The sequence below is a fragment of the Escherichia sp. S10b genome, assembly GCF_028421345.1.
Taxonomy (GTDB): domain Bacteria; phylum Pseudomonadota; class Gammaproteobacteria; order Enterobacterales; family Enterobacteriaceae; genus ECMA0423.
Map to the genome: position 1 here is coordinate 172,275 of NZ_JAHZSO010000169.1, position 15,368 is coordinate 187,642.

Here is a 15,368-nt window from a genome sequence, read left to right on the forward strand (position 1 = left end):
AGAAGTGAAAAAACTGTGAGTAAGCGGGTGATAAATGGTAAAAGTCATCTTGCTATAACAAGGCTTGCAGTGGAATAATGAGGCCGTTTCCGTGTCCATCCTTGTTAAAACAAGAAATTTTACGGAATAACCCATTTTGCCCGACCGATCATCCACGCAGCAATGGCGTAAGACGTATTGATCTTTCAGGCAGTTAGCGGGCTGCGGGTTGCAGTCCTTACCGGTAGATGGAAATATTTCTGGAGAGTAATACCCAGTCTGTTTCTTTGATAATTGCGCTGTTTTTCCGCATGAAAAACGGGCAACCGACACTCTGCGCCTCTTTGAGCTGACGATAACCGTGAGGTTGGCGACGCGACTAGACACGAGGCCATCGGTTCACACCCGGAAAGGCGTTACTTTGCCCGCAGCTTAGTCGTCAATGTAAGAATAATGAGTAAGTTACGATGAAAAGAATGTTAATCAACGCAACTCAGCAGGAAGAGTTGCGCGTTGCCCTTGTAGATGGGCAGCGTCTGTATGACCTGGATATCGAAAGTCCAGGGCACGAGCAGAAAAAGGCAAACATCTACAAAGGTAAAATCACCCGCATTGAACCGAGTCTGGAAGCTGCTTTTGTTGATTACGGCGCTGAACGTCACGGTTTCCTCCCACTAAAAGAAATTGCCCGCGAATATTTCCCTGCTAACTACAGTGCTCATGGTCGTCCCAACATTAAAGATGTGTTGCGTGAAGGTCAGGAAGTCATTGTTCAGATCGATAAAGAAGAGCGCGGCAACAAAGGCGCGGCATTAACCACCTTTATCAGTCTGGCGGGTAGCTATCTGGTTCTGATGCCGAACAACCCGCGCGCGGGTGGCATTTCTCGCCGTATCGAAGGCGACGACCGTACCGAATTAAAAGAAGCACTGGCGAGCCTTGAACTGCCGGAAGGCATGGGGCTTATCGTGCGCACCGCTGGCGTCGGCAAATCTGCTGAGGCGCTGCAATGGGATTTAAGCTTCCGTCTGAAACACTGGGAAGCCATCAAAAAAGCCGCTGAAAGCCGCCCGGCTCCGTTCCTGATTCATCAGGAGAGCAACGTAATCGTTCGCGCATTCCGCGATTACTTACGTCAGGACATCGGCGAAATCCTTATCGATAACCCGAAAGTGCTCGAACTGGCACGTCAGCATATCGCTGCATTAGGTCGCCCGGATTTCAGCAGCAAAATCAAACTGTACACCGGCGAGATCCCGCTGTTCAGCCACTACCAGATCGAGTCGCAGATCGAATCCGCCTTCCAGCGTGAAGTCCGTCTGCCGTCCGGTGGTTCCATTGTTATCGACAGCACCGAAGCGTTAACCGCCATCGACATCAACTCCGCACGCGCGACCCGCGGCGGCGATATCGAAGAAACTGCGTTTAACACCAACCTCGAAGCTGCCGATGAGATTGCTCGTCAGCTGCGCCTGCGTGACCTCGGCGGCCTGATTGTTATCGACTTCATCGACATGACGCCTGTACGCCACCAGCGTGCGGTAGAAAACCGTCTGCGTGAAGCGGTGCGTCAGGACCGTGCGCGTATTCAAATCAGCCATATTTCTCGCTTTGGCCTGCTGGAAATGTCCCGTCAGCGCCTGAGCCCATCACTGGGTGAATCCAGTCATCACGTTTGTCCGCGTTGTTCTGGTACTGGCACCGTGCGTGACAACGAATCGCTGTCGCTCTCTATTCTGCGTCTGATCGAAGAAGAAGCGCTGAAAGAGAACACCCAGGAAGTTCACGCCATTGTTCCTGTGCCAATCGCTTCTTACCTGCTGAATGAAAAACGTTCTGCGGTAAATGCCATTGAAACTCGTCAGGACGGTGTGCGCTGTGTAATTGTGCCAAACGATCAGATGGAAACCCCGCACTACCACGTGCTGCGCGTGCGTAAAGGGGAAGAAACCCCAACCTTAAGCTACATGCTGCCGAAGCTGCATGAAGAAGCGATGGCGCTGCCGTCTGAAGAAGAGTTCGCTGAACGTAAGCGTCCGGAACAACCTGCGCTGGCAACCTTTGCCATGCCGGATGTGCCGCCAGCGCCAACGCCAGCTGAACCTGCCGCGCCTGTTGTAGCCCCAGCACCGAAAGCTGCACCGGCAACACCAGCAACTCCTGCACAACCTGGGCTGTTGAGCCGCTTCTTCGGCGCACTGAAAGCGCTGTTCAGCGGTAGTGAAGAAACCAAACCGACCGAGCAACCAGCACCGAAAGCAGAAGCGAAACCGGAACGTCAACAGGATCGTCGCAAGCCTCGTCAGAACAACCGCCGTGACCGTAATGAGCGCCGCGACACCCGTAGTGAACGTACTGAAGGCAGCGATAATCGCGAAGAAAACCGTCGTAATCGTCGCCAGGCACAGCAGCAGACTGCCGAGACGCGTGAGAGCCGTCAGCAAGCTGAGGTAACGGAAAAAGCACGTACCACCGACGAGCAGCAAGCGCCGCGTCGTGAACGTAGCCGCCGCCGTAACGATGATAAACGTCAGGCGCAACAAGAAGCGAAGGCGCTGAATGTTGAAGAGCAATCTGTTCAGGAAACCGAACAGGAAGAACGTGTACGTCCGGTTCAGCCGCGTCGTAAACAGCGTCAGCTCAATCAGAAAGTGCGTTACGAGCAAAGCGTAGCCGAAGAAGCGGTAGTCGCACCGGTGGTTGAAGAAACTGCCGCTGCCGAACCAATTGTTCAGGAAGCTCCAGCTCCACGCACAGAACTGGTGAAAGTCCCGCTGCCAGTCGTAGCGCAAACTGCACCAGAACAGCAAGAAGAGAACAATGCTGATAACCGTGACAACGGTGGCATGCCGCGTCGTTCTCGCCGCTCGCCTCGTCACCTGCGCGTAAGTGGTCAGCGTCGTCGTCGCTATCGTGACGAGCGTTATCCAACCCAGTCGCCAATGCCGTTGACCGTAGCGTGCGCGTCTCCGGAACTGGCCTCTGGCAAAGTCTGGATCCGCTATCCAATTGTACGTCCGCAAGATGTACAGGTTGAAGAGCAGCGCGAACAGGAAGAAGTACATGTGCAGCCGATGGTGACTGAGGTCCCTGTCGCCGCCGCTATCGAACCGGTTGTTAGCGCGCCAGTTGTTGAAGAAGTGGCCGGTGTCGTAGAAGCCCCCGTTCAGGTTGCCGAACCGCAACCGGAAGTGGTTGAAACGACGCATCCTGAAGTGATCGCTGCCGCGGTAACTGAACAGCCGCAGGTGATTACCGAGTCTGATGTTGCCGTAGCCCAGGAAGTTGCAGAACAAGCAGAACCGGTGGTTGAACCGCAGGAAGAGACGGCAGATATTGAAGAAGTTGTCGAAACTGCTGAGGTTGTAGTTGCTGAACCTGAAGTTGTTGCTCAACCTGCCGCGCCAGTAGTCGCTGAAGTCGCAGCAGAAGTTGAAACGGTAGCTGCGGTCGAACCTGAGGTCACCGTTGAGCATAACCACGCTACCGCGCCAATGACGCGCGCTCCAGCACCGGAATATGTTCCGGAGGCACCGCGTCACAGTGACTGGCAGCGCCCTACTTTTGCCTTCGAAGGTAAAGGTGCCGCAGGTGGTCATACGGCAACGCATCATGCCTCTGCCGCTCCTGCGCGTCCGCAACCTGTTGAGTAATAATTAGCTCAAGTAATCAAGCCCTGGTAACTGCCAGGGCTTTTTTTATTTCATCTTTGAATCAACATATTAAAATTCATCAAATGGCATCCTTGCTAACCAACAATGCAAAATAGGCAAAAAAATGCCCGCCCCGGCGATCCCAGAGCAGGCAGACAAAACATACCCAGTTTCATGATATGTTTTAAAGCGAGCTTATTTGTTGAGCTGGAAGAGCGACAATCCCTGCATATCGGTAAATGCTTTATACGATGCCTGCAATGCCGTTTGCTGCATGATGTAAGATGAAATAGTTGCATTCCAGTCCACATCAACCAGATCGCTCATCTGCTGCGTTTGCCCTAATGCGCGATCGCTACCTAATGAATCCAGCGACTCCAGTTCGTTCAGCTGCGTGCCTAATTCCGCGCGAACGGTCAGCACATTGTTCAGCGAGTTTTTCAGTCCACGGTTGGTTTTATCTAACGCCGCAGCAGCGGTTTCTTTATCCGCTTCGCTATCCGCGACCGGCGTTTTCAGGGCTGCGATGGCGCTATCCAGCATGGCAAAAAGATTTGTTTCAGAAGCGCTACCGTCTGGTTCCGCTACCGCGTTACTGGTAATACTGTCGAAAATTTTGTCGCCCGTATGTCCTATCACCATCGAACGCGAAGCATCGACCTGTTGCTTAATACTTTCTGTTCCGCCGACATAATCACCGTTAGCCTCACTAAACGGCGCAGTCTCTGTTTTATAACCGGCAAAAATGTAGCGCCCGTTACCGTCAGTGGTGTTCGCCAGATTCAGCAACTGGTCACGAAGCCCCTGAATATCCGTAGCCAGCGAGGCCCGGTCATCGTCACTCAAGGTGCCATTGCTGGCGTAGACAATTTTTTCCTGAGCATTCTGGATAGCAGTGGTGACCTGGCTAAGTACACTCTCTTCCAGTGACACTTTTTGAGTGGCGAAAGTACGCGCCAGCGTGTACTGGCTGTTTTGCGCCTGTGCCTGGGAGAGAACAACCGCTTGTGATGCAGCAATGGGATCATCTGAAGGGTTAACGACTCGCTTACCCGTCGACATCTGTTCGCCGTACTTCATCCATTCTGCCTGAGAATTGGTGATGCCACGCATGTTTTGCTGGTACATCATCTGGGTACTGAAACGCATCTTATCTCCCCTTAGCGAATGTTAATCAGCGCATCAAAAATCGCGTTTGCCGTCTGCAGAACCTGCGCATTCGCCAGGTAATACTGCTGAAAACGTTGCAGATTTCCGTACTCCTCATCGAGATTGACACCGGAAATCGACTGCTGCTGATTGGAAAGCTGCGTCACCACATTACCTTGCGTGGTGCTACTGGTTTTCAACGTCGCGGTTTTATTACCGATATCACTCACTAACGAGGCATAAGCGTCGTTAAAGGATTTCGCACCGCCCACCGTTTTACTGTTGCTTTGCAGATCCAGCAGGGCCTGACCGTTGCGGTTGTCGCTATCACCCGCATCTTCTTCGCTCGCCATCGCGATTTTCGCTTCGTCGGTGATTAATACATCCATGTTGACGATGGCGTCACTTACTGGTTTCAGCGTGAAGCTGTCGTTAACGGCAGGCGTTCCTGTAAACGTCAACTCCAGACCATCAAATGCCACTTTACCGTTGGCATCCGGCGTCACCGTAAAAGTGGTATTGCTGGCAAGGCGGGTGACCTGCCACTGATTATTATCGAACGAGATTTTGTAATCTGTCGCCAGTACCCCGGAGGCATCAGTTACCGTGGCACCGATCGCAACGTCACCTTTGTTTTTCGTGTTTTGCAGAATCGCGGGCTTACCGATAGCAAAGAAATCTTCACCAGCATCGCCGTTGGCATCAAATCCGGCTTTGTGTTGGGTGTTGAAAGCCTCGGCAAATGCCAGCGCCAGTTGTCCAAGCGTATTACGCGTCTGGTCCAGATCCTGAGAACGGAATGTCAGAATGCCGCCCAGCGACCCGGTATTCAGCAATTTCTCCGGGATCTCAATATTGCCTGCCGTCCCATCAACGTAAGCGACAGTCGTACGAGAAGGGTCAGCGCTGGAAGGAACTGCCGCCAGTTGCCGAGCCGTACTTCCCTGAACCAGTGAGTAACCATTGGCCATCGTGATGTTATAAGTGCCGCCATCCTGAACGCTGACTTCTACACCAACAATCTGGTTTAATTCGCTCACCAGTTGATCGCGTTGATCCAGCAGATTGTTAGGTGACGCCCCTGCCCCCACGCCTGTCAGGCGCGAGATTTGATCGTTCAGGCTGGCAATTTGTTTAGCGTAATTGTTGATCTGATCAACGCTGGCACCTATCGCGATATTGACCTGTTTGTCCTGGTCGCGAAGATACTGATCGGTGGTTTTAAACTGATTCACCAACCCTTCTGATTTCCCAATCAGCGCCTGGCGCGCTGCCGGGTCTTCCGCGTTACTCACCAGCGTTTGCAGGCTGGTGAAGAAATCCTGCATCTGTGTTGCCAGCGAAGAGGTACTGGTGGAGAGCATATTGTCGATTTTCGACATCTGCTCATAGCGGGCAGTCAGGCCGCTACTTTGCGTCTGCGCCGCACGTAACTGGTTGGTAATAAACGCATCATACTCACGCTGCACACCAGAAACGTTGACGCCATTGCCAACCCAGCCGCCAGCGCCCAACGTGCTATTGGCCTGCGCCATAATAGTGGTTTGGCGGGTATATCCAGCAACGTTATAGCTGGAGATATTATTACTTGCCGTATTTAACGCCGCCTGGGCCGCGTTCAGTCCGCTCATGGCGTTATTGATCAAGCTGGACATGGAGGTTCCTTATAAGCCTTCAATTACAGAGTATTATCGGCAGCGACCCGCCGGACTTGAGTTATTCAGAACAGATTATCAATGTTCATACTGTAGGTTTTGCTCACCTTGTCGCTTATCGATTTCATCTGCTGGATCATGTTGGTGAGTTTACGGGCATAGTGAGGATCGGTGGCATAGCCCGCGTCCTGTAGGGCCTGCGCCCCCTGTTCCGCACTCGCGGCGGTCGTCACGGCAGCGTAGCGCGGGTTACGTGTTAACAACCCAACGTAATCCGACAATGCTTCCAGATACGAGCTGTAGACCCGAAACTTCGCTTTTACTTTCTTCGCTTCGCCGTTTTCATATTCAGTCGTGGTGATTTCAGTAACTGGCCCTTTCCAGTTGCCAGAGGCTTTGACACCAAACAGGTTATAGCTTGGCTCGCCGTTTTCGCGGCGGATTTGCCGTTGCCCCCAACCAGATTCAAGCGCCGCCTGAGCGAGGATCAAATGATGTGGCACACCGCTTTGCTGGCTTGCCAGTTGGGCGGGCAGCGAGAGTTGCGCGAGGAATGCTTTACTGTCACCCGGCAGCGAATCATCGTAGTTACGTGGCACGGCCTTTTGCACCAGCTGCGAAAGCGCCTGATTTTGATAACGCACCACGGTTTCGAGCGGGAATTTCATCGGTGCTGCTGGCGTGGGCTCCTCTGGCAATGGTTGTTCTGGCGTCATCTGTTTAACCATCATCTCTGCAAGCCCCAGACCTTTGCCCGCCGTCATCTGTTGGGCAATCTGCTGGTCATACATACTGGTATACAGGCGAGTGTGCTCGCTGCTGAACAGGCCATCTTTTGGTAAAGCGTCGCGCATGCTTTTCAACATCATCTGCACGAACATCCCTTCCACCTGACGGGCCACCGGACGGATATTTGCCGCCGGGTCTTCGCCCGCTTTCGCCTTTAGTTCGTTGAGTGATTGCGCATCCCAGGCCGCACTTGCCAGTAGTTTGCTGTCGCTGATCATCAGATGATTTCCAGTTTTGCCCGCAGACATCCCGCACTTTGCATTGATTGCAAAATAGACATCAGATCCATCGGCGTAGCGCCCAGCGCATTGAGCGCGCGCACCACGTTATTGAGGCTGGCGCTGGAACGTACGCTTTGCAGCGAACCGCCGCTCTGGCGTAAATCGATCTGCGTTTGTGGAGTAACCACAGTCTGTCCACCACCAAACGGTGTATCTGGCTGGCTGACATTGGCCTGACGATTAACTGTTACTGAGAGATTTCCCTGCGCTACCGCGCAGCTGTCGAGGGTCACTTCGCGATTCATCACCACCGAACCGGTGCGCGAGTTAATCACTACTTTAGCGTCCTGCGGGGTGACATTAACCTGCATATTCTGGATATCTGCAAGGAAACGGACCTGGGAACTGTTGCCACTTGGTACGCGCACCTGAATAGTCCGCGCATCTAACGCGGTGGCGCTGCCATATCCACGCACGCGGTTGATGGTGTCAGCGATTTGCTGCGCCATGCTGAAATCTTCGTCGTTAAGTTGCAAATTAAGGGTATTCCCGACGCCAAACTGGCTGGGCAATTCACGTTCAATAACCGCACCATTGGTGATCCGTCCACCGTTCAGTTGGTTAACCTGAACACTGCTACCGCCAGCGGAGGCTCCTGCGCCGCCAACCAGAATATTGCCCTGCGCCAGCGCATACACCTGACTGTCAACGCCCTTAAGCGGTGTCATCAACAACGTACCTCCACGCAAGCTTTTGGCATTTCCCATGGAAGAAACCACCACATCGATGGTTTGCCCCTGACGTCCAAACGGAGGAAGTGACGCTGTCACCATTACCGCAGCGACGTTTTTTAGCTGCATATTGGTGCCCGTCGGAACGGTAATTCCCAGCTGTGAGAGCATGTTATTAAGCGTTTGTGTGGTAAACGGCGTCTGGGTTGTCTGGTCACCGGTGCCATCCAGCCCCACCACCAGACCATAGCCAATCAGTGAGTTTTGCCTTACCCCCTGAACACTGGTGAGATCGCGAATACGCTCAGCCTGAGCCGCCGTCGTAACCAGTAGAAGAATTAATGCAGAGAGAAATTTAATCACCACAGCCTCACTTACATTGGCGACAGGTTAAGGAAGAAACGCTGCAACCAGCCCATATTTTGCGCTTCGTTAATGTAGCCATTGCCTACGTATTCAATGCGCGCATCCGCCACCTGAGTAGACGGTACGGTATTGCTGCCGCTGATAGTGCGTGGATTAACCACGCCAGAGAAGCGAATAAATTCGGTACCCTGATTAATGGCAATCTGTTTTTCACCCACCACATGCAGGTTGCCGTTGACCAGTACCTGGTCAACCGTCACCGTCAACGTGCCGTTAAAGGTATTGCTGGCATTAGCCCCGCCCTTTCCGTTGAACGTGTTACCACCGGAGGCTTCGACATCGGCACGAGCGTTACCAAACAGCCCCTGCAAATAGCGCGGCACAGTATCAAAGCCAAAATTAGTTTTACCGTCACGGCTGGCATTCGCAGAGGAGCTTTTGCTGGCGCTGACGTTCTCCTGCAACACGATGGTCAGCGTATCGCCAATATTGCGTGGTCGACGATCTTCAAACAGCGGTTGATAGCCATAGTTAATCGGCTGAGCAGACTGGAAAATAGAACCGTTGGCGACGGGCGTCGGACCGGGAACCGGTTGTGCACTGGTCGCCCCCTGCACCAGCGGCGTGGAGGGTATCCAGGCGCAGCCGGTTAGTGAAAGCACCAACAAGCTGGAAATGGCATAAGTATGCGCAGCGTTTTTTTGCATGGCTATCATCTTCAAAAATCAGTAAACCGGTGAACCTGCCACCGGTTAAGCCTTAGAGTTGCGTCAGTTTTTGCAGCATCTGATCGGTGGTGGACACCGCTTTACTGTTGATTTCGTAAGCGCGTTGCACCTGAATCATATTGACCAGTTCTTCCGCCACGTTGACGTTAGACGTTTCAACATACCCTTGATACAGCAGTCCCGCGCCGTTCAGGCCCGGCGTGCTTTCGTTCGGTGCACCAGAGGATTGCGTTTCGGTGTAGAGGTTTTCGCCAATGCTCTCCAGCCCGGTGTCATTCATAAAGGTGGTGAGATTGAGCTGCCCAACCTGAACCGGAGCTGCCTGGCCTTGTTGGGTTACGCTGACCACGCCATCACGACCGATGGTGATACTTAACGCATTCGCCGGAATGGTGATCGCTGGCTGCACCTGAAAACCACCAGCCGTCACCAGCTGCCCGTTCTGATCCACCTGGAAAGAGCCGTCACGGGTATAGGCTGATGAACCATCTGGCAACATCACCTGGAAAAAGCCCTGCCCTTTAATCGCGACATCTTTGCTGTTGTTGGTCTGCGACAGGTTTCCCTGGCTGTGTAAGCGTTCAGTGGCGACCGGGCGTACCCCCGTGCCGATTTGTAATCCGGAGGGTAAGGTGGTTTGTTCGGAAGACTGTGCCCCCGGCTGGCGAATGGTTTGATAAAGCAGATCTTCAAACACCGCGCGCTGACGCTTAAAACCGTTAGTACTGACGTTTGCCAGGTTGTTGGCAATGACGTCCATATTGGTTTGCTGGGCGTCAAGGCCCGTTTTGGCGATCCATAATGAACTGATCATAAAATGTCCTGTAGTGGATTAGTGACAAGCAGAGCAGAAGCACGCGACAGTGTGAATTTCCCCTCACCCTAACCCTCTCCCCAAAGGGGCGAGGGAATAGTCCGCGCGCTTTTATTGCAATGTCATCAATCGTTCAATTAACTCATCGACAGCAGTTGGTTGGCACGGCCTGCGTTATCATCGACGCTGCTGATCACCTTCATCTGCATTTCAAAACGCCGCGCGCTGGCAATCATGTCGCTCATTGCCGCAACGGCATTGACGTTACTGCCTTCCAGAACCCCCGACATCACACGCAAGGTTGGATCTGCCTGCAGTATCGGCCCACGCGTGGCCTGGCTTTCTGCGCTTAAACGAAAAATGCCGTCGTCACCGCGTTGCACTTCGCTGCCCGTGGCTTTCACCAGTTTCAGACGCCCCACTGGCGCAACCGTATTTGCCGGATCGCCCGGATTGAGCGCCGAGATTGTGCCATCGGCAGCAATAGTGATTTCCCCCCCTTCCGGCACAGCAATTGGCCCAGCCTCGCCTATCACCGGATGCCCCTGAATTGTCAGTTGCCCGGTGGGATCAACCTGAATGCTGCCATTACGCGTATACCCTTCGCTGCCGTCAGCGGACTGCACGGCCAGCCAGCCATCCTGCTGCAATGCAACGTCCAGCGGGCGCGAGGTGTAATCCATCTTGCCGGGCGTCATGTCTGCACCCGGTGTTGACGCCGTTACCAGCGTGCGCGTGGGCAGTGAAAGCCCTTCCACCGGCACTGCACGCAAGGCGTTTAACTGCGCGCGAAAACCGGGCGTAGAGGCATTGGCCAGATTACTGGCGGTTACCGCCTGTTGATTCAGCGTCTGGCTGGCTGCTCCCATCGCGGTATAAATTGCGTGATCCATTGAGCTATCCCGTCAGCGATTAGCGTAAGTTAACCAGCGTGTTGAGGATCTGGTCCTGGGTTTTGATGGTCTGGGCGTTAGACTGATAGTTACGCTGGGCAACGATCATATTGACCAGTTCTTTACTGAGATCGACGTTGGACGCTTCCAACGCACCGTTGGTCAGGGTGCCAAAGTTGCCCGTCCCGGCTGTCCCCAACAGCGCCACGCCAGAAGATTGCGTCGCAGACCAGACGTTGTCGCCTTCGGATGCCAGACCTTCGTTGTTGGCAAAGTTCGCCAGTACAATCTGCCCCAGCAGTTGTGTTTGTTCGTTGGAATAGTTGCCGACAACCGTACCGTCATCATTGATTTGATAACTCACCAGATCGCCCGGTTTGTAGCCATTCTGGGTGGTTGCCACAATATTGTTAGCGCCGGTATTTTGCTGCATGGAGTTGAGGAAGCTCAGGCTAAACGTGGCGGGATCTGCGCCGTTAATTGCGCCAGTGGTAATATTCTCTGTTGGATTTGAGGTCAGAACGCCATTGGCATTAAACACCAGCTTCATTGCAGGCTCGGCTGTACCTGTTGGATCACTGCTATCCTGGGTGTAGACCTGCCAGTTATTATCCCCGGTCTTCACAAAGTAGACGCTCATGTCATGAGCATTACCCTGACTGTCGAAAACAGTCACCGAACCTTTTTTGTTATAGCTATCCGCATTGCTGGCGCTGAATGGCGTAACAGTAGGAAGCGGATCACTGGAATTCAGGTTGATCTGCATCGATGCCGTGGTGGTAGTTTTCGCTGCCATCAGGGTATTCGGGATCGAAATATTGGTCGGATTCGCCCCTTGCTGAATAGTCGGCGGCGTACCGGTTGCCGGGTAACCCGTCAGCTGTAAACCTTGCATATTCACCAGGTTACGGTTTTCATCCAGCTTAAATTGTCCGTTACGGCTGTAGAACACCGAACCGTTGCTGTCTACCAGACGGAAAAAACCGTTCTGGCTGATAGCAACGTCCAGACCTCGCCCGGTGTTGGTGGTCGTGCCATCGGTAAAGTCCTGAGTGATACCGGCAACTTTTACCCCCAGTCCCACTTTCGAACCGGCAAACATATCGGCAAAAGAGGCCGTGCCTGATTTAAAGCCGTAGGTGGCGGAGTTGGCGATATTGTTGCCAATAACATCGAGGTTGGTGGCGGCAGCGTTTAATCCGCTAACCGCTTGAGAAAAGGCCATGACTGACTCCTGAAATGTGAAGGCTTAAATTATCTGCCGTACTTCGTCGAGGGTGGTGGTGCCGTAAGTGCCGAGATCCAGCGTATTACCGCTGTTGCCGCGGATCACACCCTGCACCAGAGCAAACTGCAGCGGCTGGGCAACCAGTTGTGTACCACCGTTACTGGCGCTAATCGCTACATTGTAAGAACCGTTCGGCGCAGTGCTGCCATCAGTCAACGTACCGTCCCAGGTGAAACTGTGAACTCCAGCGGTCAGTTCACCAATATCAATGGTGCGCACAACCGCGCCATTTTTATCGGTGATGGTGGCCGTAACTTTGTCTGCCGCCTGTTGCAGCTCAACACCAAACGGCGTGGTCGTGGTCACAGCCCCTTCTTCACTGCCGGTTCCCGCAAGAACAGTTGTGCCGGGGATCATCACGCCGTGACCGATCAGGTTACTGGCCTGTAACGACTGGCTGTTATCAATCTGTCCGGAAATAGATCCGAGCGTGGTATTGAGTTTTTCAATCCCGCTGACCGTGCTGATTTGTGCCAATTGCGACGTCAGCTCGTTGTTTTCCATTGGATTGGTCGGGTCCTGGTTTTTCAGCTGCGCCACCAGCAAAGTCAGAAAACTGCTTTGTAAATCTGCGGCGTTGCTGCCCGTGAGCGAACTACTGCTGGTGGTACTGACGCCGGTATTTGTCGGATCGGTGGTGGTTACCGCAATGGACATAGCTTTCTCCTTTATTGACCGAGCGTAAGGGTTTTCAGCATCATACTTTTCACCGTGTTGAGCACTTCAACGTTGGCCTGATAGCTGCGTGACGCCGACATGGTGTTAACCATCTCCCCGACGACATCAACGTTCGGCATTTTTACGTAGCCCTTTGCATCTGCCAGCGGATTACCCGGTTCATAAACCAGTTTGTCCGGGGCCTGACTTTCTATAACATCGGCAACCTTTACGCCGCCTGTCGCAGCACCTGGTGCAGCGTTAACCTGGAATACCACCTGTTTTGCCCGATATGGCTGTCCATCAGGACCGGTCACGCTATCAGCATTTGCCAGATTACTGGCCGCCACGTTCAGGCGCTGGGACTGGGCAGTTAACGCCGACCCGGCGATATCAAAAATATTCAGCAGTGCCATCCGTTAATTTCCGCTCTGTAAAACGTTCATCATGCCTTTGATTTGCCCGCTCAACGCGCTAAGGCTCATCTGGTATTGCAGGCTGTTATCGGCAAACTGGGTGCGTTCGCGATCCATATCGACGGTATTACCGTCAAGCGAAGGCTGGTCCGGAATACGGTATTGCAGTTCTGCGGTAGGAGGCGTCAGCGCCTGCGCCGGGATGTGTTGCGTTGAGGTCATCGTCAGTGCAACCACACTGGTTGCATCCCGTCCACGTTGCATGACTTTTTTAAGTTCACTGGCAAAATCGATATCGCGCGCCTGATAACCAGGGGTATCGGCATTGGCGATGTTTGCTGCCAGTACTTCCTGACGCTGGGCGCGCAGATTGAGCGCCTCTTGTTGAAAACGTAAGGCGGCGTCGAGCTTATCGAGCATATCTCCTCCGCAGGTATCAAAATTCTGCCATCAGCTTAAATGCCTTTACGCGCGCGTTATCGGCGGAATAAACGCAAAATGGGTCGCTATTTATGCCGTTGATGGTCATTGCGGACAGGTACAATTCACGTTGTAGAAATGGCTGGGGGCGAAAATGCTGACAATAAAACGTAGCGTGGCGATCATCGCGATACTGTTCAGTCCGTTAAGTACGGCGAGCAATCTCACATCGCAATTGCACAACTTTTTTAGCGCCCAACTCGCGGGGGTAAGTGATGAGGTTCGTGTTTCTATTCGTACAGCGCCCAATCTACTACCGCCATGCGAGCAGCCATTGCTTTCGATGAGCAATAATTCCCGCCTGTGGGGCAATGTGAATGTGTTGGCACGCTGCGGTAACGACAAACGATATTTACAGGTTAATGTGCAGGCCACAGGAAATTATGTGGTTGCCGCGATGCCCATTGTGCGGGGAGGAAAGCTGGAAGCTGGCAATGTCAAACTAAAACGCGGACGGCTGGATACCCTGCCACCGCGTACGGTGCTGGATATCAATCAACTTGTTGATGCCATTAGCCTGCGCGATCTATCACCCGATCAACCTATCCAGTTAACCCAGTTTCGCCAGGCATGGCGGGTAAAAGCGGGACAACGCGTCAATGTGATCGCCAGCGGTGATGGGTTTAGCGCCAACGCAGAAGGTCAGGCGCTGAACAATGCAGCCGTCGCACAGAATGCGCGGGTGCGCATGGTATCGGGACAGGTAGTCAGCGGCGTTGTTGATGCAGATGGGAATATTCTTATAAACCTGTAAGCTGTTAAAGATTACCCGTCCCTTGCCGATAAATAAGCAACACATGATAAAAGCGCCCTCAATGAGGAATAAACCATGAGTATTGATCGCACTTCGCCTCTGAAGCCTGTAAGCACCGTTCAACCGCGCGAAACCACTGACGCGCCGGTAACGAACAGCCGGGCGGCAAAAACAACCGCCTCCACCAGCACCAGTGTGACGTTAAGCGACGCGCAAGCAAAACTGATGCAACCCGGCAGCAGTGATATCAATCTTGAACGTGTCGAAGCGTTAAAACTGGCGATTCGTAACGGTGAACTAAAAATGGACACCGGCAAAATTGCCGATGCGCTGATCAACGAAGCGCAGCAAGACTTGCAGAGTAACTGATCGTATGACACGTCTTGCAGAGATCCTCGACCAGATGTCCGCTGTGCTTAACGATCTCAAAACGGTAATGGATCAAGAGCAGCAACATCTCTCTATGGGGCAGATCAACGGCAGCCAGTTGCAATGGATTACAGAACAAAAAAGCTCACTGCTGGCGACGCTGGATTACCTCGAACAGTTACGCAAGAAAGAACCCAATACAGCAAATAGCGTTGATATTAGTCAACGCTGGCAGGAAATTACTGTGAAAACGCAGCAACTACGCCAAATGAATCAACATAACGGCTGGTTACTGGAAGGACAGATTGAGCGCAATCAACAGGCGCTGGAAATGTTGAAACCGCATCAGGAACCGACGCTATATGGGGCGAACGGTCAGACCTCAACAACCCATCGCGGCGGTAAAAAGATTTCGATCTGAATATT

At 53.1% G+C, this 15,368-nt stretch carries 15 protein-coding genes; 4 read left to right on the plus strand and 11 right to left on the minus strand.

Annotation, left to right across the window (positions count from 1 at the left end; genetic code table 11):
- Nucleotides 1-446 precede the first annotated feature (446 nt).
- Nucleotides 447-3,632: a ribonuclease E gene (gene rne, locus FTE26_RS18940; protein ID WP_000827375.1), complete on the plus strand. Its 3,186-nt coding sequence runs from the start codon at nucleotides 447-449 to the stop codon at nucleotides 3,630-3,632.
- A 195-nt stretch (nucleotides 3,633-3,827) separates the two neighbouring features.
- On the opposite strand, the gene flgL is transcribed toward rne, so the two are convergent.
- From flgL to flgB, 11 genes are all read right to left on the minus strand, one after another.
- Entirely contained in the window at nucleotides 3,828-4,781 is a 954-nt protein-coding gene (gene flgL / locus FTE26_RS18945) for a flagellar hook-associated protein FlgL (protein WP_001212776.1), read from the minus strand.
- Nucleotides 4,782-4,792: 11 nt separating this feature from the next.
- Nucleotides 4,793-6,436, minus strand: coding sequence for a flagellar hook-associated protein FlgK (gene flgK, locus FTE26_RS18950; protein ID WP_000096435.1), 1,644 nt, complete (start codon nucleotides 6,434-6,436; stop codon nucleotides 4,793-4,795).
- 65 nt (nucleotides 6,437-6,501) lie between these two features.
- Entirely contained in the window at nucleotides 6,502-7,443 is a 942-nt protein-coding gene (gene flgJ, locus FTE26_RS18955; RefSeq protein WP_001323587.1) for a flagellar assembly peptidoglycan hydrolase FlgJ, read from the minus strand.
- Nucleotides 7,443-8,540 (minus strand): flagellar basal body P-ring protein FlgI, encoded by a 1,098-nt coding sequence (gene flgI / locus FTE26_RS18960; RefSeq protein ID WP_000589326.1) that lies wholly within the window; start codon nucleotides 8,538-8,540, stop codon nucleotides 7,443-7,445. The genes flgJ and flgI overlap by 1 nt, the downstream gene beginning before the upstream one ends.
- Nucleotides 8,541-8,551: 11 nt before the next feature.
- On the minus strand, nucleotides 8,552-9,250 hold the full coding sequence (gene flgH / locus FTE26_RS18965) for a flagellar basal body L-ring protein FlgH (protein WP_001297529.1): 699 nt from the start codon (nucleotides 9,248-9,250) through the stop codon (nucleotides 8,552-8,554).
- Between the two features lie 52 nt (nucleotides 9,251-9,302).
- Entirely contained in the window at nucleotides 9,303-10,085 is a 783-nt protein-coding gene (gene flgG / locus FTE26_RS18970) for a flagellar basal-body rod protein FlgG (protein ID WP_000625837.1), read from the minus strand.
- 137 nt (nucleotides 10,086-10,222) lie between these two features.
- Nucleotides 10,223-10,978 carry a flagellar basal-body rod protein FlgF gene (gene flgF / locus FTE26_RS18975; protein WP_000349303.1) on the minus strand — a complete coding sequence of 252 codons (756 nt, stop codon included), beginning with the start codon at nucleotides 10,976-10,978 and terminating at the stop codon, nucleotides 10,223-10,225.
- A gap of 19 nt (nucleotides 10,979-10,997) precedes the next feature.
- The gene (flgE, locus tag FTE26_RS18980) at nucleotides 10,998-12,203 is read right to left on the minus strand and encodes a flagellar hook protein FlgE (RefSeq protein WP_000885878.1); all 1,206 of its coding nucleotides are present in this window, start codon (nucleotides 12,201-12,203) and stop codon (nucleotides 10,998-11,000) included.
- Nucleotides 12,204-12,227: 24 nt separating this feature from the next.
- Complete coding sequence (gene flgD / locus FTE26_RS18985) at nucleotides 12,228-12,923, minus strand: flagellar hook assembly protein FlgD (RefSeq protein ID WP_000020486.1); 696 nt, start codon at nucleotides 12,921-12,923, stop codon at nucleotides 12,228-12,230.
- Between the two features lie 11 nt (nucleotides 12,924-12,934).
- Entirely contained in the window at nucleotides 12,935-13,339 is a 405-nt protein-coding gene (flgC, locus tag FTE26_RS18990) for a flagellar basal body rod protein FlgC (protein WP_001196460.1), read from the minus strand.
- A 3-nt stretch (nucleotides 13,340-13,342) separates the two neighbouring features.
- Complete coding sequence (gene flgB / locus FTE26_RS18995; RefSeq protein ID WP_000884702.1) at nucleotides 13,343-13,759, minus strand: flagellar basal body rod protein FlgB; 417 nt, start codon at nucleotides 13,757-13,759, stop codon at nucleotides 13,343-13,345.
- Nucleotides 13,760-13,913: 154 nt separating this feature from the next.
- On the opposite strand from flgB, the gene flgA reads away from it, so the two are divergent.
- The 3 genes from flgA to flgN all read left to right on the plus strand — a co-directional run bounded on the left by flgA (nucleotide 13,914) and on the right by flgN (nucleotide 15,363).
- Nucleotides 13,914-14,573: a flagellar basal body P-ring formation chaperone FlgA gene (gene flgA, locus FTE26_RS19000; protein WP_000955720.1), complete on the plus strand. Its 660-nt coding sequence runs from the start codon at nucleotides 13,914-13,916 to the stop codon at nucleotides 14,571-14,573.
- A 75-nt stretch (nucleotides 14,574-14,648) separates the two neighbouring features.
- Nucleotides 14,649-14,942, plus strand: coding sequence for a flagellar biosynthesis anti-sigma factor FlgM (flgM, locus tag FTE26_RS19005; RefSeq protein WP_000020880.1), 294 nt, complete (start codon nucleotides 14,649-14,651; stop codon nucleotides 14,940-14,942).
- Nucleotides 14,943-14,946: 4 nt separating this feature from the next.
- Nucleotides 14,947-15,363, plus strand: coding sequence for a flagella biosynthesis chaperone FlgN (gene flgN / locus FTE26_RS19010; protein ID WP_000197340.1), 417 nt, complete (start codon nucleotides 14,947-14,949; stop codon nucleotides 15,361-15,363).
- Nucleotides 15,364-15,368: the final 5 nt, after the last annotated feature.